Source organism: Priestia sp. RMT2NF4, assembly GCF_047872835.1.
Taxonomy (GTDB): domain Bacteria; phylum Bacillota; class Bacilli; order Bacillales; family Bacillaceae_H; genus Priestia; species Priestia zanthoxyli.
In genome coordinates this window covers 720820-746946 of sequence record NZ_JBLQZO010000001.1, presented here as the reverse complement: position 1 = coordinate 746946, position 26127 = coordinate 720820, and the positions used below count along the sequence as shown (strand labels likewise).

At 37.4% G+C, this 26127-nt stretch carries 31 protein-coding genes; 17 read left to right on the top strand and 14 right to left on the bottom strand.

The window, feature by feature from the left end; translation table 11 throughout:
* The first annotated feature begins 25 nt into the window (after positions 1-25).
* The 3 genes from ACMX9J_RS03760 to ACMX9J_RS03750 all read left to right on the top strand — a co-directional run bounded on the left by ACMX9J_RS03760 (position 26) and on the right by ACMX9J_RS03750 (position 1530).
* Positions 26-433, top strand: a complete 408-nt coding sequence (locus ACMX9J_RS03760; RefSeq protein ID WP_034269240.1) for a MarR family winged helix-turn-helix transcriptional regulator — start codon at positions 26-28, stop codon at positions 431-433.
* Positions 426-767 (top strand): DUF3147 family protein, encoded by a 342-nt coding sequence (locus ACMX9J_RS03755; RefSeq protein ID WP_047750859.1) that lies wholly within the window; start codon positions 426-428, stop codon positions 765-767. The genes ACMX9J_RS03760 and ACMX9J_RS03755 overlap by 8 nt, the downstream gene beginning before the upstream one ends.
* Before the next feature lie 67 nt (positions 768-834).
* A complete protein-coding gene (locus ACMX9J_RS03750) occupies positions 835-1530 on the top strand; it encodes an SAM-dependent methyltransferase (RefSeq protein WP_034269246.1) in 696 nt (231 codons plus the stop codon).
* Between the two features lie 114 nt (positions 1531-1644).
* On the opposite strand, the gene ACMX9J_RS03745 is transcribed toward ACMX9J_RS03750, so the two are convergent.
* From ACMX9J_RS03745 to ACMX9J_RS03725, 5 genes are all read right to left on the bottom strand, one after another.
* Positions 1645-2115, bottom strand: a complete 471-nt coding sequence (locus ACMX9J_RS03745) for a DUF4188 domain-containing protein (RefSeq protein ID WP_033579138.1) — start codon at positions 2113-2115, stop codon at positions 1645-1647.
* Complete coding sequence (locus tag ACMX9J_RS03740; protein WP_034266508.1) at positions 2112-2666, bottom strand: PadR family transcriptional regulator; 555 nt, start codon at positions 2664-2666, stop codon at positions 2112-2114. The genes ACMX9J_RS03745 and ACMX9J_RS03740 overlap by 4 nt, the downstream gene beginning before the upstream one ends.
* Positions 2667-2742: 76 nt before the next feature.
* A complete protein-coding gene (locus tag ACMX9J_RS03735; protein WP_013057274.1) occupies positions 2743-2874 on the bottom strand; it encodes a hypothetical protein in 132 nt (43 codons plus the stop codon).
* A 92-nt stretch (positions 2875-2966) separates the two neighbouring features.
* On the bottom strand, positions 2967-3863 hold the full coding sequence (locus tag ACMX9J_RS03730) for a hypothetical protein (RefSeq protein ID WP_176343975.1): 897 nt from the start codon (positions 3861-3863) through the stop codon (positions 2967-2969).
* 147 nt (positions 3864-4010) lie between these two features.
* On the bottom strand, positions 4011-4484 hold the full coding sequence (locus ACMX9J_RS03725) for an Hsp20/alpha crystallin family protein (protein ID WP_047750864.1): 474 nt from the start codon (positions 4482-4484) through the stop codon (positions 4011-4013).
* 70 nt (positions 4485-4554) lie between these two features.
* Between ACMX9J_RS03725 and ACMX9J_RS03720 the strand changes: the two genes are divergently transcribed.
* Positions 4555-4794, top strand: a complete 240-nt coding sequence (locus tag ACMX9J_RS03720) for a hypothetical protein (RefSeq protein ID WP_013057271.1) — start codon at positions 4555-4557, stop codon at positions 4792-4794.
* Positions 4795-4919: 125 nt separating this feature from the next.
* On the opposite strand, the gene ACMX9J_RS03715 is transcribed toward ACMX9J_RS03720, so the two are convergent.
* Together ACMX9J_RS03715 and ACMX9J_RS03710 are read right to left on the bottom strand one after the other, a co-directional pair.
* Complete coding sequence (locus tag ACMX9J_RS03715; RefSeq protein WP_013057270.1) at positions 4920-5153, bottom strand: hypothetical protein; 234 nt, start codon at positions 5151-5153, stop codon at positions 4920-4922.
* A 12-nt stretch (positions 5154-5165) separates the two neighbouring features.
* Positions 5166-5396, bottom strand: a complete 231-nt coding sequence (locus tag ACMX9J_RS03710) for a hypothetical protein (protein WP_033579133.1) — start codon at positions 5394-5396, stop codon at positions 5166-5168.
* A 505-nt stretch (positions 5397-5901) separates the two neighbouring features.
* On the opposite strand from ACMX9J_RS03710, the gene ACMX9J_RS03705 reads away from it, so the two are divergent.
* The 3 genes from ACMX9J_RS03705 to ACMX9J_RS03695 all read left to right on the top strand — a co-directional run bounded on the left by ACMX9J_RS03705 (position 5902) and on the right by ACMX9J_RS03695 (position 9788).
* Positions 5902-7536, top strand: a complete 1635-nt coding sequence (locus ACMX9J_RS03705) for an MrcB family domain-containing protein (protein WP_047750865.1) — start codon at positions 5902-5904, stop codon at positions 7534-7536.
* Positions 7490-9202 (top strand): DUF2357 domain-containing protein, encoded by a 1713-nt coding sequence (locus ACMX9J_RS03700; protein WP_033579125.1) that lies wholly within the window; start codon positions 7490-7492, stop codon positions 9200-9202. The genes ACMX9J_RS03705 and ACMX9J_RS03700 overlap by 47 nt, the downstream gene beginning before the upstream one ends.
* Before the next feature lie 187 nt (positions 9203-9389).
* On the top strand, positions 9390-9788 hold the full coding sequence (locus tag ACMX9J_RS03695; protein ID WP_014459877.1) for a hypothetical protein: 399 nt from the start codon (positions 9390-9392) through the stop codon (positions 9786-9788).
* A 22-nt stretch (positions 9789-9810) separates the two neighbouring features.
* On the opposite strand, the gene ACMX9J_RS03690 is transcribed toward ACMX9J_RS03695, so the two are convergent.
* The 4 genes from ACMX9J_RS03690 to sspO form a co-directional block, all read right to left on the bottom strand.
* Entirely contained in the window at positions 9811-10644 is an 834-nt protein-coding gene (locus ACMX9J_RS03690; RefSeq protein ID WP_416225429.1) for a Ku protein, read from the bottom strand.
* 150 nt (positions 10645-10794) lie between these two features.
* Positions 10795-11235 (bottom strand): Hsp20/alpha crystallin family protein, encoded by a 441-nt coding sequence (locus ACMX9J_RS03685; RefSeq protein WP_034266496.1) that lies wholly within the window; start codon positions 11233-11235, stop codon positions 10795-10797.
* A 152-nt stretch (positions 11236-11387) separates the two neighbouring features.
* Positions 11388-11528 (bottom strand): small acid-soluble spore protein P, encoded by a 141-nt coding sequence (locus ACMX9J_RS03680; RefSeq protein WP_013057256.1) that lies wholly within the window; start codon positions 11526-11528, stop codon positions 11388-11390.
* A 212-nt stretch (positions 11529-11740) separates the two neighbouring features.
* Positions 11741-11890, bottom strand: a complete 150-nt coding sequence (sspO, locus tag ACMX9J_RS03675; protein ID WP_013083371.1) for a small acid-soluble spore protein O — start codon at positions 11888-11890, stop codon at positions 11741-11743.
* A 221-nt stretch (positions 11891-12111) separates the two neighbouring features.
* On the opposite strand from sspO, the gene acnA reads away from it, so the two are divergent.
* The 4 genes from acnA (at position 12112) to ACMX9J_RS03655 (ending at position 16171) form a co-directional block, all read left to right on the top strand.
* Entirely contained in the window at positions 12112-14832 is a 2721-nt protein-coding gene (gene acnA / locus ACMX9J_RS03670; RefSeq protein WP_416225428.1) for an aconitate hydratase AcnA, read from the top strand.
* A gap of 195 nt (positions 14833-15027) precedes the next feature.
* Positions 15028-15627, top strand: a complete 600-nt coding sequence (locus ACMX9J_RS03665) for a TlpA disulfide reductase family protein (protein ID WP_028413159.1) — start codon at positions 15028-15030, stop codon at positions 15625-15627.
* A gap of 212 nt (positions 15628-15839) precedes the next feature.
* A complete protein-coding gene (locus ACMX9J_RS03660; protein ID WP_014459884.1) occupies positions 15840-15983 on the top strand; it encodes an FbpB family small basic protein in 144 nt (47 codons plus the stop codon).
* A 44-nt stretch (positions 15984-16027) separates the two neighbouring features.
* Complete coding sequence (locus ACMX9J_RS03655) at positions 16028-16171, top strand: acid-soluble spore protein N (protein WP_014459885.1); 144 nt, start codon at positions 16028-16030, stop codon at positions 16169-16171.
* Positions 16172-16202: 31 nt separating this feature from the next.
* Here ACMX9J_RS03655 and ACMX9J_RS03650 read toward each other — a convergent pair whose 3' ends face one another.
* Positions 16203-16814, bottom strand: a complete 612-nt coding sequence (locus ACMX9J_RS03650) for a hypothetical protein (protein ID WP_047750866.1) — start codon at positions 16812-16814, stop codon at positions 16203-16205.
* Between the two features lie 172 nt (positions 16815-16986).
* On the opposite strand from ACMX9J_RS03650, the gene tlp reads away from it, so the two are divergent.
* The 3 genes from tlp (at position 16987) to ACMX9J_RS03635 (ending at position 19270) form a co-directional block, all read left to right on the top strand.
* On the top strand, positions 16987-17229 hold the full coding sequence (tlp, locus tag ACMX9J_RS03645; RefSeq protein WP_047750867.1) for a small acid-soluble spore protein Tlp: 243 nt from the start codon (positions 16987-16989) through the stop codon (positions 17227-17229).
* A 112-nt stretch (positions 17230-17341) separates the two neighbouring features.
* Positions 17342-18769 carry a phospholipase D family protein gene (locus ACMX9J_RS03640; protein ID WP_416225427.1) on the top strand — a complete coding sequence of 476 codons (1428 nt, stop codon included), beginning with the start codon at positions 17342-17344 and terminating at the stop codon, positions 18767-18769.
* A gap of 78 nt (positions 18770-18847) precedes the next feature.
* On the top strand, positions 18848-19270 hold the full coding sequence (locus ACMX9J_RS03635; RefSeq protein ID WP_048019239.1) for an acyl-CoA thioesterase: 423 nt from the start codon (positions 18848-18850) through the stop codon (positions 19268-19270).
* Between the two features lie 41 nt (positions 19271-19311).
* Here the strand turns inward: ACMX9J_RS03635 and ACMX9J_RS03630 are convergent, their stop codons facing one another.
* The gene (locus ACMX9J_RS03630; protein ID WP_013057245.1) at positions 19312-19602 is read right to left on the bottom strand and encodes a HesB/YadR/YfhF family protein; all 291 of its coding nucleotides are present in this window, start codon (positions 19600-19602) and stop codon (positions 19312-19314) included.
* A 379-nt stretch (positions 19603-19981) separates the two neighbouring features.
* Positions 19982-20575: a glycerol-3-phosphate 1-O-acyltransferase PlsY gene (gene plsY / locus ACMX9J_RS03625; protein WP_014459891.1), complete on the bottom strand. Its 594-nt coding sequence runs from the start codon at positions 20573-20575 to the stop codon at positions 19982-19984.
* Between the two features lie 205 nt (positions 20576-20780).
* Between plsY and ACMX9J_RS03620 the strand changes: the two genes are divergently transcribed.
* From ACMX9J_RS03620 to parC, 3 genes are all read left to right on the top strand, one after another.
* Positions 20781-21194, top strand: a complete 414-nt coding sequence (locus ACMX9J_RS03620) for a CoA-binding protein (RefSeq protein ID WP_048019240.1) — start codon at positions 20781-20783, stop codon at positions 21192-21194.
* Positions 21195-21527: 333 nt separating this feature from the next.
* Positions 21528-23504, top strand: a complete 1977-nt coding sequence (gene parE, locus ACMX9J_RS03615) for a DNA topoisomerase IV subunit B (protein ID WP_028413163.1) — start codon at positions 21528-21530, stop codon at positions 23502-23504.
* Positions 23501-25927, top strand: a complete 2427-nt coding sequence (gene parC, locus ACMX9J_RS03610; protein ID WP_033579117.1) for a DNA topoisomerase IV subunit A — start codon at positions 23501-23503, stop codon at positions 25925-25927. The genes parE and parC overlap by 4 nt, the downstream gene beginning before the upstream one ends.
* Positions 25928-26127 lie beyond the last annotated feature (200 nt).

The window sequence follows — 26127 nt, the reverse complement described above, 5'->3', positions numbered from 1 at the left end:
AAATACGATATAAAGGAGCAGGATCATGAAAGTAGAGGAGTTAAACAGCTATTGGACGTCTATTTATTATCATTTGCACTATACGCATCAAGAGAAAATTACGCACCAAACCATACGTCTTTTGCAGCATATCGACAAATCATCTTCGGTTGGAATAAGAGAAATCGCAGATTATTTAACTATTTCACATAATACGGCATCTGAACATGTAAAGAGAAGCATCGAGAAAGGATATGTGTATAAAAATAGAGATATACAGGATGAAAGAAAAGTAATTCTGCATTTAACAGAAGCAGGAAAAGACATCTTAAAACGGAATTCAAGCTTGGATGAAGAAAAAGTATCAGCTATTTTACGCGAAATGACAGCATCTGAAAAACAGCTGATACAACAGGCTTTTCAGTTATTGAGCGAGCGTGCAGAACATGTATAGTATCATCAAAATTTTAATGTCGGCTCTTATTATTGCAGGGGTAACAGAAATGGCCAAAAGATTTCCGGCATACGGTGGAATCGTAGCTGCTCTTCCAATTGTGAGCTTACTAAGTATTATATGGTTGTCAGTGCAAGGAGAAAAAAAGGAAGTGGTCAGTCAGTTTACACTTGGCGTTCTTTATGGACTCCCAGGCACTATTTTATTACTTGCTGTCGTCTATATTTGTGTAAAAAACTCCCTTCATTTGTTTGTGAGTTTATCCATAGGAGTTATGTGTTGGGCCTTGTTTTTAGTGCTTCAAAAGATGGTGATTAACCTAATTACTACATAAACTATTGGAATTTAATCCAATTTTCTGTAAAATAAAGGTCTAAGTAAAAGATAGGAGCTGAGTAGAGTTGAGTTTAGCAGAGAAAAAGTTAGGAATTGACCGAGTTGTTTTTATCGGCAGAACGTTTGAAGAGTATAGAGCTATGTTTAATTTGAATGACAAGCGTTTAAAAGGAAAAAAAGTGTTAGATTGTGCTAGCGGAGCCTGTTCTTTTACTGCTCATGCCTTGCAGCAAGGTACGAAGGCTACTAGCTGTGATATTGCCTATAAATTTACGGCAGAAGAGCTTGAAAAGAAGGGAAGCTTAGATTTAATTCATACGATGAATCAAATGCAGCACGTACAGGAGCAATATGTGTGGACGTATTTTTCGTCTATTGATGATTTAACGGAACATCGAAAAAGAGCATTAAAAGATTGTATTGCTCATATGAAAAAGAACCCGGAAGCCTATCAGTACGGAGCCCTTCCTAATTTGCCGTTTCAAAAGAACGAGTTTGATTTAACGCTTTGTGCAAACTTTTTATTTATGTACAGCGACCGGTTAGATTATACGTTTCATTTAGAGGCTTTAAAAGAACTGATACGCGTTACAAAAGAGGAAGTGCGCTTGTTTCCTTTAACGGACCTGAGCGGCAAGATTTCTACCTATTTGCCGCAGCTTTTAGAAGAGATTGCGCCTCTAGTAAAAGGAACAGAAATAGCAGATGTCCCGTATGAATTTCAAAAAGGTGCCAATCAAATGCTGAAAATATATGTATAACAAATGTAATGAAGAAGCTGAGGAAAAAGTATTTTAGCCCAAGTGAAAAACGAACCCTTGATCAAACATGTTAATCAAGGGTTCGTCTTTAGATTGGATTCATTTCGTCATGTCTTAACCTCTTTTAACATTCAAACGTTTTTTAGCAGTTTGAGTATGCTTCGTTATGGTTTCACATCCAAGCGCTTTAGCTAAGCCGAACGAAGGCATATTCACATATACTGATTCATAATTTCCTGCAGGAATAACGTACGTTTCATGATAAATGCCAACTGCATTCGTTTTTGAAGCCTGTTTATAAAAAGAATTCCAAGCTTTTAAGTGCTGAGGACCTTTGGCATAGGAGGTCAATTGATCAACTGACTCCCAATATTGAATCAGCGTAATGGTTCTTAAATTAAACGATCCTTGCAAAGATAAAAAGCCAAGATTTTTGTTTGCATACAACTCTCGAATCATAGGAGGCATTGCTTTAAATACAGGGAGCCATTTGTGTACGGCTGTCCATTTATTAATACGCATTCCTATAACAAAGACGACCAGATCCTGACCGGGCTTAGCCATTACACGATTGGAATGAATCATAAATTCTGCGCCTCCTCATCATATAATTTATTAATCGTATCTTTGCACCATTCCATCGAAGCACGAGTTGTTCGTTTACCGTAGTCTAGGGTAATAAGCCAATACGTTCTGTCAGGAGAAGGGCTTTTAGAAATGCTGTCTTCGATTCCGCAATACATGTGATAGCGTTCAGTTAGTTTCTGCTGAGCGTTTTTTAACTGCGAAATTGTGAGCTGCTTTTCTTGGTGACTACTAAAAAATAGTTTTAACAAAAGTTCATTTCGTTCTGAGGGGAGCTGCTTAATAGGTTCACGCAGCCAATCTTGCAGAACTTCTTTTCCTTTAGTTGTTATTGCGTACACTTTTTTATCCGGTTTATCAGTTTGAGCAACGGAATTTACCGTTGCTAGTTCTTCATTCACAAGCTTTTGTAAAGTGGGATAAATTTGACCATAGCTAATTTTCCAAAAATGATTTAAACTTCGATCCATTAACCGCTTAATTTCATAACCAGTTCTGCATTCAGTGGTAAGCAGTCCTAAAATCGCATATGTTGTTTGATTTTCCTTCATTTACTTTCCTCACCTATATCTTTTTGATGTATATATTACTATAAACAGGATATTATTCAATAAAAAAACGCGAGAGTTATGCACTCTCGCGTCTAAAAAAAGGTTTGTATTGCTGAACCATCATTTGCGAAGCAGCAATAAATAAAAAGATAAAGCCTCCACACATTAGCAACATGACAGCACCTATTCTCCATAAAAGCTTTGGCATCAGCATATCTCCTTTTTTGAAGTTATTACCTATAGTGTAAAGAATAGCTTGCAAAAATTCTAGTCATAACTAAATATAATTTTATAACTTTTTTAGACTGACTCTTCCCTTGGATCATCTTCATCAAAAATAGGAACTTCTGTATACGCTTCTTCTTTTTCGAAGGCGGGAGAAGAATTCTCTTTATCCTCTTGTGCAGGCTTCGTTTTACCAGAAGAAATATCTGATTTAGCGTTTTTTAACTCTTCCATATCTTTTTGGATTTGGTCCGTGAAATCCTTTGGTATAGCTCCGCTTCCGTATGTAGCTCCGATGTTTAAAGCACCGCCGAGCTCCTTAATGCCCACTTGGCCAATATTGTTGTTTTGTTCGTATTTATCAAGAAAAAATTTATCAATATGAATAGGCGGAGGAGCATTTTCTAAAAGTGCCGCTTTTTGATGAATCAATCTTACTTCTTCTTGAAGAGAAGACGTACGTTTTAGCATGTCCACCTGTACTTCAGTTAAAAGCGACATACTTCGCTCTAATGCTGAAACTCTGTTATCTAGTTCGGTCATTTTCTCGAGATAAGGAGCCATTTGTTTCTCTACAGATTGTTCTACTAAGCTAGCTATATCCGGATAAGGCACAGCTTCTTTCTTTTTATCGCGAGGGTTTTGCGTGGAGATGATTTGTTCCAATTGTGCTACTTTTTCTTTTAAAAAATGAAGCTGCCTAGCAGTATCCTGCATGTCTTTTGTATATGATTGTTCAGTGTTTTTGTGAGCACTTCTTTGTGAAGATGAAGAATCGTTGGAAAGCACTGGCTGAGCCTCCAGCTTTTTTTTGAACATTATGAGAGAACCCATTTGCGGTTCGAGTTTTAAAAAACGGTTCATGTGAACTTCAAGCGTGTTAATACGCTTGATTTGATGTTTGAAGTCCGCTAGCTCAGTTTGAAGATGTTGGTTAGTCTGTTTGGGGTTGAAAAATCCTTTCATAGACATTTCGCTTCTCCTCATCTTGGGCTTATTTCCTCTGTAATCACAGTTAGATAAATAAATATTGATTCAGTTTGGGAGTTAATATTAAATTTTTTGCATTTATAAATGCTTATGTGCAGCATTACATTTCATTCGTAAAACTACTAAACCTTATTCAATATGAATACGCTCTTCTTGAAAAAACTGCCTGTGATAAGAAAGAATAAGCAGTCCATTTTCAAATTTTGCACGCAGATGATGCGCATCTGTAGGCTCAGGCAATTCGATAATTCGGTTAAAATCTCCAGAAGGTCGTTCTTGTACAACAGGCTGCCCTGTAATGAGAGGGTGGGGCGAGCCTTTTAATAGAAGCCGGCTGCCTGAAACAGAAACGTGCAAGTTTTCTTTTAGATAACCAGGCAGGTCAGCGATAACAATGATCTCGTGAGGAGTAACATAAATGTCGATAGGTGGAAAATTACTTCTAGGAGGTTGAGGAGCCTGATGCGAATCCTGAGCAGTCATATCCATATTTTCTTTCATAAATTCGTTAAAAGCAGTTTGATCAAAAACACCGTTCCAAAAGTCGTTTGTTTGATATTTTTTAGCGAATTCCATCCACTGCATAAGTTTATCAAAGTCCATATGGTTTCCTCCTTACCACACATCATAAAAAGATGGAATTTGAATATAGTTTGAAAAGGGGGTGGTTTAAATGGCAGGTGCATCTATAAATATTAATATTTTAATGCTAAAGATAAATTCCTTTGAAAATGCGTCTGCGGTAAATATTGGACAGAATTTACTAGCAGACTGGAATAATTCAGATAAAAAAACACAGGGGTTTGGGCAAAATTTCGGTGATGATAGCGGGTTTATAGGAACGAGAAGCTGTGTTGATGATCGTGATCAAATTGATAGCCCATCGTCTTTTCAAAAAGTACCCATTTCATAGAAAGAGCCTAATAAATATAGCCAGTTCAGACGCAGGTTATATTTATTAGGCATCAGGTTGAATACTAGTAGACGAATAGATGAAGGTATGCTGCTAGTCATGCTCGTTAGAGGCGGTGTAGAAGCTTAAATTACGCTGTTTTTAACTGAGTTTGAATCGTTTACATCTGAATCTATAATCCATGAGAACGGAGTTACGTTTGGAGAAAAATCTCCGTTTGATTCTCCTAGTCCTTGATTACGTTTATAAGATACGAACACGTCAAGCTGCTGATTAGGTCCTATGCTTAAAACGGATGAATTATCCAGAACGTTCACTTTGAAGGCTTGTAAGTTAATGACCATAGGTGAAAAAATCATATGGTTTCCTCCTTATTTATCATTTTTTGTTGCAAATGCATCCACATAATCATTATCTACAGTTTTGTAAGCAGATCCTGCTGAAAAACATTGATCAGCGAGCTGCTGTCCGAAGGCCTGATTTTTCTTTGCTGTGACATACCTTGTAACTTTTGACGTATTTCCAATAGAAATACTGCTTGCTTGATCAGCACTGCGAACGTTCAATTTTCCTAAGTTGATTTTTGTTGAGTCAAATAGCATACTATTCTCCTTTCAAACGACAGTTCTTCTAAGTCTTTAAAAGCTTATTGTAACTTCGGTGAAAATATGAATAGTACATGGCTCATTAAATGAGTAGAAGAGGTCTAATGTAGCGTATTATAGTTTGGTGTAAAGCGTGAAAAGATTTTAAAAATTCATGAGGAAAAGAAGGAAATAGTAAAAATGTACGGCATTTTACATGCTTTAGAAACATCAACCGTAAAAAGCGTATTATCACTCTGCACAGAAGCTGCCTATTTTTCTGTTCGTATCATTACCTCTTCATTCATTAAGCCCCTAACGCTTTTCTTTTCGGTCATGTTTCATTAAAATGAACATAAACATATATGTAGAGAAAAGAATAATGTAGTGTTTTCTAACGTTATAAAATAGCTTACGATACGAAGAAAGCGTCTATAATAAAAGAAACGAAACTTTTGCGTGGTCAACTGACGATGCTTTTTATTTTTACAAACTGCAGTGAAGGCAGAAAGGAGAGAATTCGATGAGTTTGCGCGATCGGCTGCTTTATGTAGCGGAACATTATAAACAAATGGGTGGAGACGTACTTGTAAAACACGAAGTAGAAAATATGATTACACGCCGGCTTCCGATTTCTCTTTATCGATTGGAGCATATAAATCGAGAAGAAATGCGTATATCGGGCCACCACGCTGAAACATTTCCTTACGTGACTCTTGCTAATAAGAATATAGAGAGTGATGTGATAGTAGCATATTTATTCAGTGAAGACGGTCAGCGCATTTACTTAGTCATGATGAAAGGAGATGCAGGGGAAGGAACGGATCTGAAAGACATTCGTTTTTTTACTCCTGAACATGCCCGCGTATTGAAAGATAATCATATTGTCATTGGTACAAGCATGGAAGCGAAAAGCTTTGAGGATAGAGTAGCTCTTTACCTTCCTTACAATATAGCAGACTTACCTAACAATGATCAGCTTCAAGATGATTTGCATTTACTGCTGAGTATGCATGAACAGTATATAAAAACATACGGAATGAGCAAAGAGATGATTGGCGATAAAGACGCCATCGTCCACATTCATGAGTATATTAAGAAATCTGGATTTACATACGAACGACAAGATATAGCCAACGCCTACTTTGCTTTAAAGACCAAGCCTTTTATTGTTTTATCAGGAATGAGCGGGACGGGAAAAACAAAGCTTGCGCAGCTCTTAGCAGATAGTATCGGTGCCACGATTGAAAATGGCAGACAAGTGCTTATTCCAGTTCGGCCCGATTGGCACGATAGTTCAGATTTATTAGGGTATATTGATTTAAGAGGAGATTTTCGCAGAGGATCGTTTCTGTCGATTATGCAGCAAGCCATTCAGCATCCAGCTTACACATATGTTGCCATATTGGATGAAATGAACTTAGCTCGAGTTGAACATTATTTTAGCGATATTTTAAGCGTGATGGAAAGCAGAAGCTGGTCAAAAGGGAAAATCAAAACGGCTCCGTTATTTCCTGGACATAAGATGTTCCGAGATATTTATTTGCCATCTAACCTTCTCATTATCGGTACCATTAATATGGATGAAACAACTCATGGGTTTAGTCAAAAGTTGTTAGATCGTACCAACACCATTGAGCTGAATAAGATTCAGCTAGATTCTTTTGATTTTTTAGATGATAGAGATCCACCTCGGCACAGTATTGAAAATGTACAAATTCAAAGTCAATACGTTCACTTAAAAGATGCGTATGTTGAACATGCTGAGCTCATTCACGAAGTAACAAATGAACTGCTAACCGTCAACGAGATGCTTACAGAAGTCGATTTGCAAATAGGTTACCGCGTACGCGACGAAATATGCTTTTATCTAATTTACGCAGTGAAAAGCGGAGTGTTTACATTTGATCAGGCGTTTGATTTTCAGATATTGCAAAAAGTTTTGCCTCGTATTTCAGGAAGCGATGCTTACACATTTGACCTATTAAAAAATCTTTATTATTACTGTACAAATACGCTGCTCGATGATGAATTTGAGACAGCTGTTGTCAACGCAGACGGGATGAGATTTCCTAAAAGTGCACGCAAAATAATGGAGATGATGAGACGTTTTGAAGTATACGGATACACGTCATTTTGGATTAATACCGTACGTTGAAATTGAAACCGATACGTGTACGGTGGTTATAAAAGGAAAGAATAAGAAAAAAATAAAATCTGCAGAAGAAGTGATGTTTTTTTCTTGTACGGGAAAAGGAATCACACATGTAAAAGTACTAAATCAAACAAAAGGCATGATGACTTCCAAACCGCCGCTTGAGCCTTTATTTTTTGAAAATGAAACCTATCAAATTACAGTTGTTTCAAAAAATGAAACAAGTCTGTTTGTTAATCACGACTCAAAAGCAGTTGAACAAAGTTTTCAAACCGTAGGATTTCCCTACATTTTAACAGGAAATATAAGCTTTCAAAATGAGGTAGGGTATTCTACGTTTCATGTCTACAGTGAAATAGAAAAAGAGCTGTCTTTTACTCTTGAAATTTTCCCGTCAAAGATGAGCTACAAGACAGATTATGTACGCATGGTTGATGAAGTGAACGGATACATTCATGATTTGGCATACGATATGCTCCGTAAAACGTATATTGAAGCAAAATCGGTTTGGTCTAAACAAGCAACATGGACGGAATTTTATCATGTGCTCTCTCACTATATGAAACCCTTTCTTCATTCTGTTCGTCAGATTGAGAATCAGCCGTTTCAATCGGTAAAAGTTGAACATGAGCTCATGAGAGGAGATCAAATAAAAAAACAAGATAGCCAGGCTATATCATTTGTCCGAACACACCCTACCTATCTTGCATCTTCAAGCAGAGGAATTAAAATTAATCGGCATATAAAAGTAGTACCCACAAAAGCAATTGGCACAAGACATGTAGCTATCTATGATAATTTGGAAAATCAAAGTGTTAAATGGATGATGACGCAGCTGTATCACAAGCTAACTACACTAATTGACAAATTGATAGAAGATAGATATGTAAAAAAAGAAGCGGTGTCGGCTCTAGAAACCAATCATACCGAATTAAAAAGGCTGCTAAACAATGTGTTCTGGCAAAGAGTGAAGACCATACAAGTTTCAACTCTTCCTTCTACACTCCGTACGGCACCCCGCTACCGGGAAGCAAGCAGATACTTTATGTTCTTAACGCGAGGGTTGGCTCTTAACGGAGAGTTTTACCACCTTTCATTAAAAGATATCGCAACTCTCTATGAATACTGGACGTATGTTAGTCTTTTAAAGAAGTTGCAAATTTATGGCAAACGAATAGAACAAAACATCATGACAACGACAGAACAAGGGTTGAATGTCAGAGTGCAGGCCTCTTACCATCGTTTTCAGGTGGGAAAAGCAGAAGTAACGCTATGGTATCAAAAAGAATACCATCATACTCATACTGTTATCCAAAAGCCGGACTTGCTGCTTGAAGTAAAGCAAGGGGAGAAAAAAAGTGTATATCTTTTTGACGCTAAGTATCGTATCAAACCAAATCACGATACGCCCTCTCCTAGAGAAGAAGATATTAATACCATGCACCGTTACCGAGACGCTATTGTAGAGGAAAATGGAATAAAACCGGTACAAACAGCGGTTGTGCTGTTTCCAGGGAAAGCAGAAGGCTATAAGCAGCATCATTTTTATAAAAGTATTGAACGCGTTGGAGTGGGTGCGCTGCCTTTTTTGCCGGGAGAGGAAGGGTTAGTAGAAGAATTTATTAAAACTATTTGTACGGAAGAACCAAATCTTTTCAGCGCTGATTAGGTAAATAGGTAGAACGTGAACAAGCCTTTTTTTTATACGTTGACATAGTGTTAAGTTTTTTATGTTTTGATGACATTTCGAGATTTTAGTTGTATTTTCCTGTTGAATTTTCTAGAATAGTAGAGAATAAAACCGTATCGAAAAGAAGTCGTATCATGTGCAGAGAACGTATCAGGAGGACAACGAAGTGAAAAAGATTCTACTATTCACGTTAGTAGCGCTATTGGCAACTTTTTTTATTGACAGGGTATACAGCGAACGCAACCAAGCGCAACTTCAGCAAACCGTAATTAATGAAATTAAAAAAACAAATCAAAGTAAAGAAGAAGCTTCCATCCTTGATTTTAATGAATTATGTGATTTTAGATGGGATAAAGTATATGTTTTTGGACCGGAAACGACCCGCAGTGAGGTAAATGAAAAGCTGGGCTTCAATTGGTCTGAAGCAAAAGCAAAAGGTATTGGAAAAGATAAAAAAGATAACTTTATTGTTTTTGTGGAAAATGATCAAGTAACGCAATATTTAAAAATACCGGCGTCATATGGAGCTATTGTTCCTAAGACTTCTGTTGCAAATGAAAGCTAACGAACTTCTTCGTTAGCTTTTTTTATGCTTTCTTTTTTAAGGATGACGTTTTTTTCTCTGCTGTTGATTTTGTCGGTTGTAAAGTAGAAGGATTTATGCTCACCTTTAACATTTCCATTAAATGTCGAATATCTCGTTCTTCGCTTCCGCTTACTTTTGTAACTTCGCCTTGATTTATTTTTTGTTGAATGACGCTTTGTAAGGCATCTCGGTAGTTGTTTTTGTAAATAGATGGATTAAAAGAAGTAGATAGCTTATCAATTAATTCCACCGTCACTTGTGTATCACTTTCATTAACAGAAGAAGTAGTAGATAAGTTAGGCACATCTGTGACTGAACGAAGTTCTTCTTCAAAATGCATCGTGTGAAGAACGAGAGAGCCGCCCACGGAACGAATAATGGCGATTTGCTGTTTGGAATATAAAAATACATTGGCAATACCGACTTTATACGTTATTTCAAGTGCATTTAATAACGTATAATAAGCTTTTAGGCTCGTTTCTTCAGGAGAAATATAGTAGGGCTTATCAAAAAACAGGGGATCAATGTCATCTAACGAAACAAAGTGCAACAATTCAACAGCTTTGTTTGCTGCAAAGGGCTCTTTGACACGGTCAATTTCCTGTTGTGAAAGTACAACAAACTGACCGGTCGCGGTTTCGTATCCTTTAACCAGTTCATCGGATTCTACTTCTCGTCCACACGTTTGGCAATGTTTTTCTTGATGAATGGGTGTATGGCAAACGGAGTGCAGTGTGCGCAGCTTTACATCTTTTTCTTCAATTGCTCCGTGCAGTTTAATAGGGATGTCAATTAATCCAAAGCTGATTTTACCTTTCCAAGCAGTATGAAGCATAAATGTTCTCCTTTTACTCTTTTTTAGTAGTGTGCCGTAAAACAAATGAGATATCCAATTGTTTTGAAAAGGAAAACTTTCTAAAAAAACTATGTGCTAAATAAACAATTAAATAGTTCCAATAAAGCTGCAGAGACAACATCTGCAGCTTTATTGGAACTCAATAGGAACTATTGGCTGATTAGATTCATTTGTCTCATGTTTGGAAATCGTAATTTCAAGGATTTCGTTACTAAATGTAGCGGTAATCTTTTTATTCAACAATGAAAATGGAAAGTCAATTGTACGTTCAACGCTTTCTTCCATTTGTTCTCTTGCAAGCGTTCCTTGCTTTTCATCATGAAATTCTCTAAGGCAGTATTTTTTGGCTGTGAGCTGTAAGTGGTCAGCTTGTATCTGAACGATAATATCCTTAGGGTGATACCCTAATAATTCAGCTTCGACAATAAATGATTGTTCTGTTTCAAATAAATCTATACGAACGGAATCATAATCTAAATAACTCATAAAGGGATTTGAAAGCATGACTTCTAACAACTCTTGAAAGCCTTTTACAAACATTTGGTCTGCTGGCAGACGCTTGTTTTTCATTTCTACGTTCCTCCATTATTTAAACTGTTTCACTTTACTATCATATGCGCGTTTATGTACTTAGTGAACTCCTGTGCAAAGAATAAGCTTGAAGTACTAGCTGCCTTTTCTATGCATAAAAAAGCAAGCTCTGTAGAGAGCTTGCCGCTGTTTTACATATCATGTCCGCTATTGTGTTTTTGGCGAGAATGCTTACGGTTCTTTACTTTATGAGATCCGCTTAGCGGTTCGGGCTGTCCAGAATTGCTTTTTGGCGCATTTCTTCTGATGTCTTTGCTGCTGTTTTTGTTCATAGTTAAACCCTCCCTTTCATTTATTAGGGTGGGATAGTGACAGGGGATTTATCCGATGAAAAATTCCCCTTTCTAAAAATAGGTTTAGCAAAAACAGGAAATGGGAACAGAAAAAAAGCGCCATATATAATGACGCCTTCTCGTTAGATTTCATGGAGTTAAACGATTTTGCTTTTCTAACTAGTGATTAGTATATCCAATAAGAGAGTGTTTTATTGATTTTTTTTGCGTTTTTTATTATTTTGTTTCTGTTGTTCGGTTAATGGTTCATTTGAAAATTCTTCATTATAACCCGCTCCTTTTCCTTGAGCGCTAGCCGCGTTAGCTCCAGGAATGACGTGGTTTGACTTGCGTTTAGCCATGTTGAATCACCTCCGTTTCTAGCATGCGTAAAAATCAATGAAATATGAATTATTAGAAAAATAAAAGGCAGATGGAAAAAGGTTATAAGTGAAACTTATGTTAATTAATAACATTCTTTTTATTTACTTATGTATAATATTATATTAAGATAGATGGTGAAGGGAATAGAGGATGGGGTAAGTAAATCCTTTATACATAGAATTTTAAGGGGGTAAAAGTAATGACTAAAAAAGACGTTTTTAACGTTCGTTCGTCATTCGATCTTAATGGCAGCACATATAATTATTACCGCTTACAAGCTTTAGAGGAAGCAGGTTTAGGTAAAGTATCTAAGCTGCCGTATTCAATTAAAGTATTATTAGAATCTGTTCTTCGTCAGGTAGATGGCCGTGTTATTACAAAAGAACACGTCGAAAACCTTGCAAAATGGGGAACAAAAGATATCAAAGATATCGATGTTCCTTTCAAACCATCTCGTGTTATTCTTCAAGATTTCACTGGAGTTCCAGCGGTTGTAGACTTAGCGTCACTTCGTAAAGCAATGGCTGATTTAGGAGGAGATCCTGACAAAATCAATCCAGAAATTCCAGTAGACCTCGTTGTCGACCACTCCGTACAAGTTGATAAAGCAGGTACAGCTGACTCATTACGAATTAATATGGACCTTGAGTTTCAACGTAATACAGAGCGCTATAATTTCTTAAGCTGGGCTCAAAAATCATTTAATAACTATCGTGCAGTTCCGCCAGCTACTGGTATCGTGCATCAAGTAAATTTAGAATATTTAGCAAACGTTGTTCATGCTGTTGAAGAAGATGGCGAATTCGTAGCTTTCCCTGATTCTCTAGTAGGTACTGACTCTCATACAACGATGATTAATGGTATCGGTGTTTTAGGATGGGGTGTTGGCGGTATTGAAGCGGAAGCAGGCATGCTTGGTCAACCTTCTTATTTCCCAGTTCCTGAAGTAATCGGTGTTAAACTTGTTGGTGAATTACCAAACGGTACTACAGCTACAGACTTAGCGTTAAAAGTTACGCAAGTGCTTCGTCAAAAAGGAGTAGTCGGAAAATTCGTTGAATTCTTCGGTCCTGGCGTAGCTGAACTTCCATTAGCTGACCGTGCAACAATTGCTAATATGGCTCCTGAATACGGTGCAACATGCGGGTTCTTCCCAGTTGACGCAGAGGCATTAGCATACATGCGTTTAACAGGAAGAGATGAAAAAGACATTCAGGTTGTCGAACAATATACAAAAGCAAACGGTTTATTCTTTACACCAGAAAATGAAGATCCAATTTTCACTGATGTTGTTGAGATTAATCTTGCTGAGATTGAAGCAAATCTTTCAGGTCCAAAGCGTCCGCAAGATTTAATTCCACTTTCTCAAATGCAAACAGAATTCAAGAAAGCTTTAACAGCTCCTGTTAGCAATCAAAGCTTCGGACTTGATGCTAAAGACGTGGATAAAGAAGTTACGTTTAAGCTTGCAGACGGTTCAGAAACAACAATGAAAACAGGTGCCATCGCTATTGCGGCTATCACAAGCTGTACGAACACATCAAATCCTTACGTATTGGTAGCAGCTGGTTTAGTTGCGAAAAAAGCGGTAGAAAAAGGATTGGATGTTCCAGCTTACGTGAAAACTTCTTTAGCACCAGGTTCAAAAGTAGTAACGGCTTACCTTCAAAATTCAGGATTGCTTCCATACTTAGATAAAATCGGCTTTAACATCGTAGGCTATGGCTGTACGACTTGTATCGGTAACTCTGGTCCACTTGAAGCTGAAATTGAAGCAGCGATTGCAGACAGCGACTTGCTTGTAACGTCTGTTCTTTCAGGAAACCGTAACTTTGAAGGACGTATTCACCAATTAGTAAAGGGTAACTACCTTGCTTCTCCACCGCTTGTTGTAGCATATGCACTGGCTGGAACGGTAGATGTAGATTTACAAAAAGATCCAATCGGCATTGATACAGACGGCAATGAAGTATTCTTTAGCGACATCTGGCCTTCTCAAGATGAAATTAAAGAAGTTGTTAGCCGTACCGTAACGCCTGAATTATTCCGTAACGAGTATGAGCGTGTATTCGATGACAATGAGCGCTGGAATGAAATTAAAACGAGCGAAGATGCTCTTTATACGTGGGAGAATGATTCAACATACATTCAAAACCCACCGTTCTTTGAAGGCTTATCAGAAGAGCCAGGTGAAGTAGAACCGTTAAATGATCTTCGCGTAGTAGCGAAATTTGGTGACTCAGTGACAACGGATCACATTTCACCAGCGGGTTCAATTGCAAAAACATCACCTGCAGGTCTTTACCTTCAAGAAAACGGTGTAGAACCAAAAGACTTTAACTCATACGGTTCTCGTCGTGGTAACCATGAAGTGATGATGCGCGGTACGTTTGCAAACATCCGCATTAAAAACCAAGTAGCTCCTGGTACAGAAGGCGGCTGGACAACGTACTGGCCAACAAATGACGTAATGAGCATTTATGATGCTTGTATGAAATACAAAGAGCAAGGTACAGGTCTTGTTGTACTTGCAGGTAAAGATTACGGCATGGGAAGTTCTCGTGACTGGGCAGCAAAAGGCACAAATCTTTTAGGTATTAAAACAGTAATCGCTGAAAGCTTTGAGCGTATTCACCGTTCAAACCTAGTATTAATGGGTGTTTTACCTCTTCAATTTAAAGATGGTGAAAGCGCAGATACATTAGGTTTAACTGGAAAAGAAACAATTGCAGTAGCAGTTGATGAAACAGTAAAACCACGTGATCTTGTAAAAGTAACAGCAACTGATGAAGCTGGAAACAAAAAAGAATTTGAAGTACTGGTTCGTTTCGATAGTGAAGTTGAAATTGATTACTATCGTCACGGTGGTATCCTTCAAATGGTGCTTCGTGATAAATTACAGTCTAAAACACATGCGTAAGGTATAAAGAAAAAGAGCGGTTCTCGTGAGCCGCTCTTTTTTTATGCAAACGCACCGTTTTCGACAAAAAGTGAGAGGGAAATATGCTATATTATAAAAGAAAATGCCCGATAAAAGGATTATTTTAGTAGATATTGCACATATCTATTAGTACATAGATTATCACTTTTTAGAAGAAATAAAGGAGCCGATCATATGGTTAAAAAAATAATTGCGGTCTTGCTTCTAGTAGGCTTTCTTAGCTACGCACTTTGGGAAGGGCTTTCTCCAAATGAAGCATCCGATAATTCTAACTTAAGCGAATACAAGGATTTAAATATTAAAAAAGGCGATAGTGCTCGTCAGGCTTCTGGTCAAGCTTATGGGTTAGAACCAAAAGATACAGCACCTCCGTTTACACTTTCAGATACGAACGGAAAAACTGTTCAATTATCGGACTTTAAAGGAAAAAAAGTTATTTTAAATTTTTGGGCCACATGGTGTCCGCCGTGTCAAAAAGAAATGCCCGATATGCAAGCATTTTATAAGAAATATGGAAACGACGTACAGCTGCTTGCGGTTAATTTAACTTCATCAGAAGGTAGTAAACAGGCAGTATCTAAGTTTCTGAAAGAAAAACAGTTTACGTTTCATGTATTATTGGACGACCAAGATACTGTGGGAAGTAAAAAATACCGGGTGTCCACCATTCCGACATCTTACTTTATAGATGAAGAAGGGAAAATTGTTCAGCGAGTGAATGGTCCAATGACGCTTAAACAAATGGAAAACTTTGCTCAACAAGCAGCGAATTAACTTCGCTGCTTGTTTTATTAAAAATGAAACTTATTTACTTTACCATCGTATATATAGATAAGTCAGTAAATATGTCAAACTTTCTTACAACTTTTCAAAAAGTATGTTTACTTATCTGACAAATTGGTTACAATATAGATAGTTATATGATATCAGTTTCTTTTGATTTTTCAGATTTTTCATAAAAATTACATAAAGTAGGTGTTGGAATCATGAGAAAATTACGCAAACGTTCATTTGAAGAGTTAGTGCAAGAAAATAAAACGCAGCTGTTAAAAGATCAGTCAGAAATTGAACGCATTGAATTGGAAATTGAAAAGCGGTTAGAAGATCGTATGCTTGAAAGAGCTGAATAACTTTAAAGTAAGTTGGTTAGAGTAACGGTGAGGAGGGGATAAGCATGGGAAATCCTAAAAAACAAAGCAAAAGTTTTGTTCCGAATCACATCGGCACTCAACCGAGAGAAGCTGGTGGAAATAACGGAAAACAAATGCAAGATACATCCGGCAAGCATCCTCAAGTTATTCAAACCAAAGGTGAATGAATAAAAAGTCGCTGAATTCAGCGACTTTTTATTATTTGAATTCTACTGTGAATAAATAAACGTAAGGGTTGCTCGAAATAAGCTCTTTAACAACTTCTCCGTCATCGGTTGAAAGCGGAGCAACTCGTATGCCACTGCCATCGTCACCAAATAAAGCAGCAACTGGATATGGTTTATTCATTTTCACTTTTTGTTGTTTCTCTAATCCAGTAAAGGAATAGCCGTTCATTTTCTTTGGCTTTTCCGCTTCTATCCCTAGGTTTGTATCGTTGCTTCCCACATTAAACATTACTTTGTGAGTATCATCATCGATTTTATATGTAATAGCAAACATGTCAAATTCTTTTGAAACAGTCAACCCTCCTGAGAATAAAGGTTGTTTGGCTTTTCCCTTTTCATAATAAGTAGCTTTTACATAAGCTTCTTTTGCTCCATTAGGAGCTTTAACATCGTATGCCATGATATTGCTTTTGTAGTCTAAGTTTGTCACGGCTAACATTTTTTCTTCATGTTTTGAGTAATGGTGAGGCTTGATAGAGGCACTTATTGTCAATTTTGATGCCAATGAAGTTTGCGACATAAAAAATACGGCAAGCACTGCAATAAAGATGACGCTTAGTAATGTTATCATTCGTTTGGTCATAGCGATTCCCCCTTTGTATGTATATATTACCATAAAATGTATGTTTTATATATACATTTTAACTTAATTATAATTATATTATGTAAACTAAAATCATTTTTTTCCACTTATAGAGATGAACAAATCCGGCATACTACAATTGTAACAAAGTTATTTTGAGGAGGAAGATACAATGGCATGGAATAAACCGAATCCAGACGATCGCAGTGATAACGTTGAAAAATTACAAACAATGGTACAAAATACAATGAAAAACATTGAAGAAGCAGAAGAAGCTGCTGCATGCAGCACTGAAGAAGAACGTCAGCGCATTCAGCAAAAAAATCACAATCGCGAAGTAAGCATTGAAGCAATGCGCAGCGAAATACAAGATGAATCAGAAGCTCGTCAAAATGGTTACGAAGGTACGATTTAATAAGTAAAACAGCGACAATAAGCAGCTAAAAATAAACGGTTTTAGCTGCTTTCTTTCTATATTTTTTTAGTAAGGTGAATAATAATATAAACTAGCGAAGAGGTTTATGTAGGTGAAAAAGCACGTGAAAAAGAAAATAGTAAGGATTTTGGTCAGTTTACTTGTCGTTTTGATTATTGTGGACTCTTATCACACGCATAAGCCCTTGCCAAAAGGAGTTTCATACGAAAGTAGGCCTCACAAAGTAGAAGATGTATTTCTTTTATCGGACCTAACGTATCAAGACCAGCAGACGTCGGTTTCCGAACAACATATTTTTCAAGCAGTTACGAATGCGATTGATGACGCAAAAGCTTTTATTATTATGGATATGTTTCTATTTAATGGCTACTATAACCAAGGTGAAACGTTTCCTCACCTTAGTGATACGCTTGCAAGTAAGCTGATTGAAAAGAAACGAAAACATCCTACTATCGAAATCGTCTTTATTACAGATGAAATCAATACAACCTACGGCTCACATGATTCAAAGTGGTTAGATTCACTGCGGCTAAACGGAATCAAAGTGGTGCAAACCAATTTATCTAAGCTCAGAGACTCCATTCCACTATATTCTTCAGTGTGGAGAACTTTTGTTCAGTGGTTTGGTGAAAAAGGAACTGGATGGATCACGAATCCTTTCGGAAATAATGCGCCTAACGTGACGGCCCGTGCTTATTTTAAGTTGTTAAATGTAAAAGCTAATCACAGAAAAGTAGTAGCAACCGATCAAAGCGTTATTATCTCCTCTGCCAATCCTCATGATGCAAGCTTTTATAATTCCAACATGGCCTTTGAAGTAAAAGGGAATATCATTGGAGATGTTGTAAAAAGCGAACAAGCCGTGTCTGATTTTTCTTACGGAGGAGATTTACCTCGGTATAAGAAGAAAGAAAAAGAAAAGGGAGACCTCTATGTTCAGCTGTTAACAGAAGGCAAAATCTATAAGCACGTATTAAATGATTTACGTCATGCTAAAAAAGGCGACGATGTGTGGCTTGGCATGTTTTATCTTGGAGATCGAGACGTAATAAAGGCGCTTTTGAAAGCTTCCAAACAAGGGGCAAACGTACGATTAATTTTAGACCCTAATGAAAATGCGTTCGGAAGAAAAAAGTTCGGACTGCCTAACCGTCCAGTCGCAGCAGAACTTGTGAAAAAATCTAAAGGCGATATTAAAGTTCGCTGGTATCATACGGGAAAAGAGCAGTATCATCCTAAAACTTTATTTATTCGAAACAAAAGAAAGGCAATGATTATTGCAGGAGCAGCAAATTTCACAAAACGAAATTTGGATGATTTGAACTTAGAAACGGATATTAAAGTATCAGGACCTCCTAACAAAAAGGTTATGACGGAACTAAACGCTTATTTTGACCGCCTATGGACAAATAAAGACTACACATACACACTTCCTTATAAAAGGTATGAAAATAAGATGACGAGGCTGGAAACACTGATATATCGTATTCAAGATGCGCTTAGTCTTACAACATATTGAGTAATAACCAAACTAGTAGGAGTATATTCTCCTTATATGGTAAGATAAAACAGGAACAGTGCAAGAGGAGGTAGAGTCATGCTAGTATCGAAGAAAGAAATCGAAGTGCGCTATGCAGAAACCGATCAGATGGGCGTTGTGTATCATGCTAACTATTTAGTATGGATGGAAATAGGCCGAACACAGTTTATCAGTGATTTAGGTTTTAGCTATGCACAAATGGAAAGAGACGGTGTGCTGTCGCCAGTTATTGATATACAGGCATCATATAAAAAGCCGCTTCATTATGGCGAGACAGCTGTGGTACATACTTGGGTTGAGAACTATGACGGTCTACGCGTTGTGTACGGATACGAAATTTTTAATTCAGATGAAGAACTTGCGTTAACAGGAACATCGTCACACGTATGTGTAAAAAAAGAAAACTTTAAGCCTATTTCGATTCGCCGTAATTATCCGGAATGGCATAAAGCCTATGAAGACGCCAAAAAGCAGGGTTAAGCGTAAGAATAAAAAGCATCGATAAATCGATGCTTTTTTTCTTACGCTTCGTAATGAAAGTCAGGTTCTTTTGTTTCTTCATTATAATTTACGGTCAAATCATGACCATCAAAGTACCAAAGGTCTTCATCTTCTACGAAAAATGTTAAACCGTCAACTTTTGTTTCAACGCCAACGTTTTTAGGAGAATCTGTGTTTACACCTAAAGAAAAACCTTTTTGAACGTTGCTGCATCCGCCGTAGCGAACAAAAAAGCGAATTGTTTCGTTTCCTTCTAGCATCATTTCGTCTTTGTACCACGTAGCTGCTGCTTCTGTTACTGTTAATTTCATTAATTATGCTCCTTCCAATACTGCGGATACATTTATTATAGTAGAAAGATAGATAAATTACCAATATATACGAATCCAGCTAGGAAGGAATAAGATAAAATAAAATAAAACGATTTAATATAGAGGCGAATGCTTCATTTCTATATTAAATCGTTTCATTCTTTCATTTAAAATCATATTGTTTTCCAATGGTTTCCCAGCAGTGAACGCAGTAGCGGCTTCCTTCTAGCTGTGAATCCATTTTCTTATTACGTTTGCAAATGGGACATTTTTTCTTCACATTATTCACCTCCTTATTTTAGTATCAGTATAACTAATAAACAAGAAATGTATTCGCTTACAAAGTGGTTATAAAAAAAGAAATAAGAGGATCTTCCTCTTATTTCTTTTTACCTGATAAAAATGTGACTTTCGGTTCTGTTTTGTTAAGAATTCGCGTAATGTTTGCGCGGTGTCTGTAAATGACAAAGGCTACAATTACACCAATAATCATAATAAGCATGTAGTCTTGTTTAAATAGCGTGTAGATAAAGGTTAATACCCCAGTAACCATTGATGACAGTGATACATACTTCGTTATGTATAAGCAGATAAAAAAACATAATAGCACGAAAACAAATAAAAGAGGTTCATAACATAAAATCACTCCGGCGGATGTGGCAACAGCTTTCCCGCCTTTAAATTTCGCGAAAATAGGAAAAATATGACCAATGACAGCAAATAAACCAATGAAGAGAATGTTTTGATTTGTATCAAATAAAAGCGGTAAAGAAGCTGCTAAGGTGCCTTTTAGAATGTCTCCAAGCGTAACGATAATTCCGGCTTTTACACCCAATGTACGAAATGAGTTGGTGCCGCCTAAATTGCCACTTCCATGCTCTCGTATATCGATGCCGTATCCTAGTTTTCCAACAACTAGTCCAAAAGGAATAGAGCCCAAGATATAGGCAAGAATAGGTAATAAATAATTCATGTTTGAAAGCTCCTTTATTTCTATATCGTTTCTATTTTACCATGAGATACTTAAAAAAACATAGTTAGTTTTGGGTGAGAGCCAATTATTTTTAAAAAAGAAGACGTTTACAAAAATAGAGAAAACGGGTACTATATGCAGGAAATCAACTGTAAATCGCGAATGTTGTTCAGTACATATTATATAGCTAAGAGAGGTAATAGACATGTCCATTAAAATTCCTTCCCGTCAAGAGCTTGGTAAAATATTAAAAAAAAGCAAGCGCATTGCTGTAGTAGGTTTATCAGATAATCCTCATCGAACGTCTTATATGGTTTCAGAAGCCATGCAGCAGCAAGGTTACGAGATAATTCCGGTGAACCCAACAATCAACTCAGCGCTCGGCGTAAAAGCCGTATCTTCATTAAAAGAAATTGAAGGGCATATTGATATCGTTAATGTATTTCGTCGCTCTGAGCATTTGCTTGAAGTTGCAGAAGAGTTTTTAAAAGTAGATGCAGACGTATTTTGGGCACAATCTGGTTTAATTAATGAAGAAGCATATGACCTGCTCGCTAAAAAAGGGTATACTGTAGTTATGGATCGTTGTATAAAAGTCGAGCATGCTTTAACAAAGTAAGATCTATAAGCAGAACAACCAACCCATGCACACTGCTTGCATGGGTTTCACCATGCGTTGAAATAGTAAGAGAGTTTCCGCTACAATAGACGTTAGACAGCTAGCTTTATAAGGCTTATAATCCATGAATACACAAGATATTGCTTTTATAATACGGAAATTTGTGCTAAAATCTTGTAAGTACGCAAAAATAGAAACATACGTTCTGTTGATGCGAACACTATAAAATTAAAAGATAGGATACATGATCATTTATTCTTAGACACGAAGCGCAAACGTTTGTGTTTCATACATAATGTAGTAATGTTCGTTGTGATGAAAGGGGTAGTATGAATGGCTCGGAAACAACAATTTAATTATAATGAAGATGCAATTCAAGTACTAGAAGGATTAGATGCCGTTCGTAAACGTCCTGGTATGTATATTGGAAGTACGGATACACGAGGTCTGCATCATTTAGTATATGAAATCGTCGACAACTCTGTCGATGAAGCTCTAGCAGGCTACGGAGAAGAAATTATTGTAACCATTCACAAAGATAATTCAATTTCTGTACAAGATAAAGGTCGAGGTATGCCAACGGGCATGCATAAACTAGGAAAACCAACGCCTGAAGTTATTTTAACCATCTTGCATGCAGGAGGTAAATTCGGACAGGGTGGATATAAAACAAGCGGAGGCTTACACGGAGTAGGTGCATCTGTTGTAAATGCGCTGTCTGAATGGTTGACTGTAACTATTCATAGAGATGGATTTATTTATGAACAGCGTTTTGAAAATGGAGGAAAGCCGGTTACGACGCTAGAAAAAATAGGGAAAACAAAAAAAACGGGAACAACGATTCATTTCAAACCGGATGCCACGATTTTTTCAACAACCGTGTACAATTATGATACGCTTTGTGAACGGCTCCGCGAATCGGCTTTTCTGTTAAAAGGATTCAAAATAGAGTTAATCGATAAAAGGCATGATCGTCAAGATATCTTTCATTATGAAACAGGTATTCAAGCCTTCGTTTCATATTTAAATGAAGAAAAAGATTCACTTCATCCAGTCGTCTTTTTTGAAGGGATTCATCATAATATTGAAGTTGAATTTGCGTTTCAATTTAACGATGGTTATTCTGAAACCATTTTATCATTTGTTAATAATGTTCGTACCAAAGACGGGGGAACGCATGAGTCCGGTGCAAAAAGCGCTATGACGCGTGCGTTTAATGAATACGCCCGTAAAGTAAGCCTGCTAAAAGAAAAAGACAAAAACTTAGAAGGAACGGATATACGAGAAGGATTAGGAGCCATCGTTTCCGTTAGAATACCTGAAGAGTTGCTTCAGTTTGAAGGACAAACCAAAGGAAAGTTAGGTACAAGTGAAGCTCGTTCGTCGGTAGATGCAGTTATTTCTGAAAAACTTGCCTATTTCCTAGAAGAAAATCCAGACGTAAGCTCTCTTCTTGTAAAAAAAGCAATCAAAGCTGCTCAAGCGCGTGAAGCGGCACGTAAGGCGAGAGAAGACGCAAGAAACGGGAAAAAACGAAAGCGTCAAGAAACTGTTCTAAGCGGGAAGTTAACGCCTGCGCAATCAAGAAATCCTCAGCGAAACGAACTGTACCTAGTCGAAGGGGATTCCGCCGGAGGTTCAGCAAAACAAGGAAGGGATCGCCGCTTTCAAGCTGTGCTGCCGCTGCGAGGGAAAGTTATCAATACCGAAAAAGCCAAACTTCAAGATATTTTTAAAAACGAAGAAATTAGTACGATCATTCACGCGATAGGCGGAGGAGTAGGCGCAGATTTTACAATCGATGATATTAACTACGATAAAATAGTCATCATGACCGATGCGGATACGGATGGGGCTCATATTCAAGTGCTTCTTCTAACGTTTTTCTACCGCTATATGAAACCGCTTGTGGAAGCAGGAAAAGTATTTATTGCTCTTCCACCGCTCTACAAAGTAAGTAAAGGGTCAGGTAAAAAAGAAGTGGTTGAATATTCATGGAGTGACGAAGAGTTGCAAGGTGCTATCGATAAGGTAGGAAGAGGGTATATGATTCAACGCTATAAAGGTCTCGGTGAAATGAACGCAGATCAGCTTTGGGAAACAACAATGAACCCAGAGACGCGTACGCTGATTCGTGTTCGTATTGATGATGCTGCTCGCGCTGATCGTCGTGTGACCACTTTGATGGGCGATAAAGTAGAACCACGCAGAAAATGGATTGAAAGCAACGTAGCGTTTGGATTAGAAGAAGATCCAAATATTTTAGATAATGAAAATGTATTAACGGTCGCAGAGGAGGACGTACAATGACACAAACAGAACGCTTTTTAGATTTACCTCTTGAGGATGTACTAGGCGACCGTTTTGGTCGATACAGTAAATATATTATTCAAGAGCGTGCACTGCCGGATGCAAGAGACGGGTTAAAACCCGTTCAGCGTCGTATTTTATATGCAATGCACGTAGATGGAAATACAGCAGAAAAAGGGTTTCGTAAGTCAGCCAAAACTGTAGGGAACGTAATTGGTAACTATCACCCTCATGGTGATTCATCTGTATATGATGCCATGGTTCGAATGAGTCAAGAATGGAAAGTTAGAAATGTATTAATCGAAATGCACGGAAACAACGGAAGTATTGATGGAGATCCCCCAGCAGCAATGCGTTATACAGAAGCTCGCCTTTCATCGATTGCTGCAGAACTTCTACGAGATATTGACAAACAAACGGTTGAGTTTGTGTCTAACTTCGATGATACAAGCAGCGAACCAACTGTGTTACCAGCTATGTTTCCTAACTTGCTAGTGAATGGATCCACGGGTATTTCAGCTGGTTATGCTACAGAACTTCCTCCTCATCATTTAGGTGAAGTAATTGACGCAACGATCATGCGAATTGATAAACCAACGTGTACAATTGAAGAATTAATGACGGCTATCCAAGGTCCTGATTTTCCTACAGGGGGAATCATTCAAGGTGTAGACGGGATTAAGAAAGCCTACGAGACAGGTAAAGGGAAAATTATTATTCGCGGAAAAACGGAAGTGGAGTCCATTCGCGGCGGAAAACAGCAAATTGTCATTACGGAAATTCCGTTTGAAGTAAACAAAGCCAACCTTGTGAAGAAAATGGATGAGCTTCGTTTAGATAAAAAAGTGGAAGGTATTGCTGAAGTTCGCGATGAAACGGATCGTACGGGTCTGCGCATCGTAGTAGAATTAAAAAAAGACGCAAATGCTCAAGGAGTACTTCACTTCCTTTATAAAAATACGGATCTGCAAGTACCGTATAATTTTAACATGGTTGCCATTGCAAAAAAACGACCAAAGCTTATGAGTTTGGCTAACATTCTTGATGCTTATATTGATCATCAAAAAGAAGTAGTAACAAATCGTTCTAAATACGAACTGCAAAAAGCACGTGAACGTGAACATATTGTAGCGGGATTGATTAAGGCACTGTCGATTTTAGATGAAGTTATTGCGACGATTAGAGCTTCTAAAGATAAGCGCGACGCTAAAAATAATTTAATTGGCAAATATGAATTTACAGAACCTCAAGCAGAAGCGATTGTGTCGCTTCAATTATACCGTTTGACAAACACGGACATTACAGCTCTACAAGCGGAAGCTGAAGAGCTAGGTGCTAAAATTAACGAGTTAGAAGAAATCTTACATAGCGAGAAAAAACTTTTTAATGTAATCAAAAAAGAATTACGCCGTGTAAAAAAGCAATACAGTACAGAACGCCGCTCAAAAATTGAAGCGGAAATCGAAGAGATTAAGATTAATCTAGAAGTGATGGTTCCATCTGAAGAAGTGATGGTAACAGTCACAAAAGACGGATATGTAAAACGAACAAGTCTTCGTTCTTACGCCGCGTCTAACGGGCAAGACTTCGGTATGAAAGATACGGACCGAATTTTAGCGAAGTATGAAATTAATACAACCGAAACGCTGCTCATCTTCACAAACAAAGGGAATTATTTATATATGCCAGTGCACGAACTTCCTGATATCAGGTGGAAAGACATGGGTCAGCATATCATGAACATTGTTCCAATTGATAAAGAAGAGCAGATTGTACGAGCGATACCGGTAAAAGAATTTAAAGAAAATCAGTATCTGCTTTTCTTTACGAAAAATGGTATGGTCAAAAAATCAGAATTACTTCAATATAAAGCACAGCGCTACTCCAAAGCTCTTGTCGCCGTTAATTTAAAAGGCGATGATGAAGTAGTGGACGTATATCAAACGGATGGTAAAAAACAAGTGTTTATTGCCACTCGCTCTGGCTACGGACTGCGTTTCCGGGAAGAAGAAATTAATATTGTAGGAACTCGCGCTTCTGGTGTAAAAGGAATTAACTTAAAAGACGATGATTATGTTGTAAGCGGCGTTATCTTCGATGAAGATGAAGCTCTATCAACTGAATTATTTATCGCCACGCAGCGAGGAGCTGTGAAAAAGACAAAAATTGCTGAGTTTGAAGAATCAGCACGAGCAAAACGAGGGCTAGTGATGGTCCGAGAACTAAAATCTAATCCGCATCAAATTGCAAAAGTAAAAGTAATCTCTAAAGAGCATTACATGATAGTGGAATCATCTAAAGGTCAAATCGAGCAGGTTGATCCATCTACAATGCGAGCTAGTGACCGATACAGCAACGGTTCATTCGTATTGGACCAAAGCGAAGCTGGCAATTTAGTTGATATGTGGCTGGAAGAAAAATAACAAAAAAAGTAGTAAAGTTTTTAAAGCTTTACTACTTTTTTTACCCAATATTTTTAAATTAAACTATGTTCTAAATAAACAATATAAAATGATTTTCCTACTCCTCATTCCAAATAAACATCATGCATCTCCTACACAAGCCTCTAAGAAACTTTTGAATGTTCAAATTGTCCAAAACATATATATATAAGAACATCTAG

Coding starts and splice junctions, on each gene's coding strand:
- ACMX9J_RS03760 (WP_034269240.1), top strand. CDS start 26: ATGAAAGTAGAGGAGTTAAACAGCTATTGGACGTCTATTTATTATCAT.
- ACMX9J_RS03755 (WP_047750859.1), top strand. CDS start 426: ATGTATAGTATCATCAAAATTTTAATGTCGGCTCTTATTATTGCAGGG.
- ACMX9J_RS03745 (WP_033579138.1), bottom strand. CDS start 2,115: ATGATTCATTCCAATCGTGTAATGGCTAAGCCCGGTCAGGATCTGGTC.
- ACMX9J_RS03740 (WP_034266508.1), bottom strand. CDS start 2,666: ATGAAGGAAAATCAAACAACATATGCGATTTTAGGACTGCTTACCACT.
- ACMX9J_RS03735 (WP_013057274.1), bottom strand. CDS start 2,874: ATGCCAAAGCTTTTATGGAGAATAGGTGCTGTCATGTTGCTAATGTGT.
- ACMX9J_RS03730 (WP_176343975.1), bottom strand. CDS start 3,863: ATGTCTATGAAAGGATTTTTCAACCCCAAACAGACTAACCAACATCTT.
- ACMX9J_RS03725 (WP_047750864.1), bottom strand. CDS start 4,484: ATGGACTTTGATAAACTTATGCAGTGGATGGAATTCGCTAAAAAATAT.
- ACMX9J_RS03720 (WP_013057271.1), top strand. CDS start 4,555: ATGGCAGGTGCATCTATAAATATTAATATTTTAATGCTAAAGATAAAT.
- ACMX9J_RS03715 (WP_013057270.1), bottom strand. CDS start 5,153: ATGATTTTTTCACCTATGGTCATTAACTTACAAGCCTTCAAAGTGAAC.
- ACMX9J_RS03710 (WP_033579133.1), bottom strand. CDS start 5,396: ATGCTATTTGACTCAACAAAAATCAACTTAGGAAAATTGAACGTTCGC.
- ACMX9J_RS03705 (WP_047750865.1), top strand. CDS start 5,902: ATGAGTTTGCGCGATCGGCTGCTTTATGTAGCGGAACATTATAAACAA.
- ACMX9J_RS03690 (WP_416225429.1), bottom strand. CDS start 10,644: ATGCTTCATACTGCTTGGAAAGGTAAAATCAGCTTTGGATTAATTGAC.
- ACMX9J_RS03685 (WP_034266496.1), bottom strand. CDS start 11,235: ATGAAAAACAAGCGTCTGCCAGCAGACCAAATGTTTGTAAAAGGCTTT.
- ACMX9J_RS03680 (WP_013057256.1), bottom strand. CDS start 11,528: ATGAACAAAAACAGCAGCAAAGACATCAGAAGAAATGCGCCAAAAAGC.
- sspO (WP_013083371.1), bottom strand. CDS start 11,890: ATGGCTAAACGCAAGTCAAACCACGTCATTCCTGGAGCTAACGCGGCT.
- acnA (WP_416225428.1), top strand. CDS start 12,112: ATGACTAAAAAAGACGTTTTTAACGTTCGTTCGTCATTCGATCTTAAT.
- ACMX9J_RS03665 (WP_028413159.1), top strand. CDS start 15,028: ATGGTTAAAAAAATAATTGCGGTCTTGCTTCTAGTAGGCTTTCTTAGC.
- ACMX9J_RS03660 (WP_014459884.1), top strand. CDS start 15,840: ATGAGAAAATTACGCAAACGTTCATTTGAAGAGTTAGTGCAAGAAAAT.
- ACMX9J_RS03655 (WP_014459885.1), top strand. CDS start 16,028: ATGGGAAATCCTAAAAAACAAAGCAAAAGTTTTGTTCCGAATCACATC.
- ACMX9J_RS03650 (WP_047750866.1), bottom strand. CDS start 16,814: ATGACCAAACGAATGATAACATTACTAAGCGTCATCTTTATTGCAGTG.
- tlp (WP_047750867.1), top strand. CDS start 16,987: ATGGCATGGAATAAACCGAATCCAGACGATCGCAGTGATAACGTTGAA.
- ACMX9J_RS03635 (WP_048019239.1), top strand. CDS start 18,848: ATGCTAGTATCGAAGAAAGAAATCGAAGTGCGCTATGCAGAAACCGAT.
- ACMX9J_RS03630 (WP_013057245.1), bottom strand. CDS start 19,602: ATGAAATTAACAGTAACAGAAGCAGCAGCTACGTGGTACAAAGACGAA.
- plsY (WP_014459891.1), bottom strand. CDS start 20,575: ATGAATTATTTATTACCTATTCTTGCCTATATCTTGGGCTCTATTCCT.
- ACMX9J_RS03620 (WP_048019240.1), top strand. CDS start 20,781: ATGTCCATTAAAATTCCTTCCCGTCAAGAGCTTGGTAAAATATTAAAA.
- parE (WP_028413163.1), top strand. CDS start 21,528: ATGGCTCGGAAACAACAATTTAATTATAATGAAGATGCAATTCAAGTA.
- parC (WP_033579117.1), top strand. CDS start 23,501: ATGACACAAACAGAACGCTTTTTAGATTTACCTCTTGAGGATGTACTA.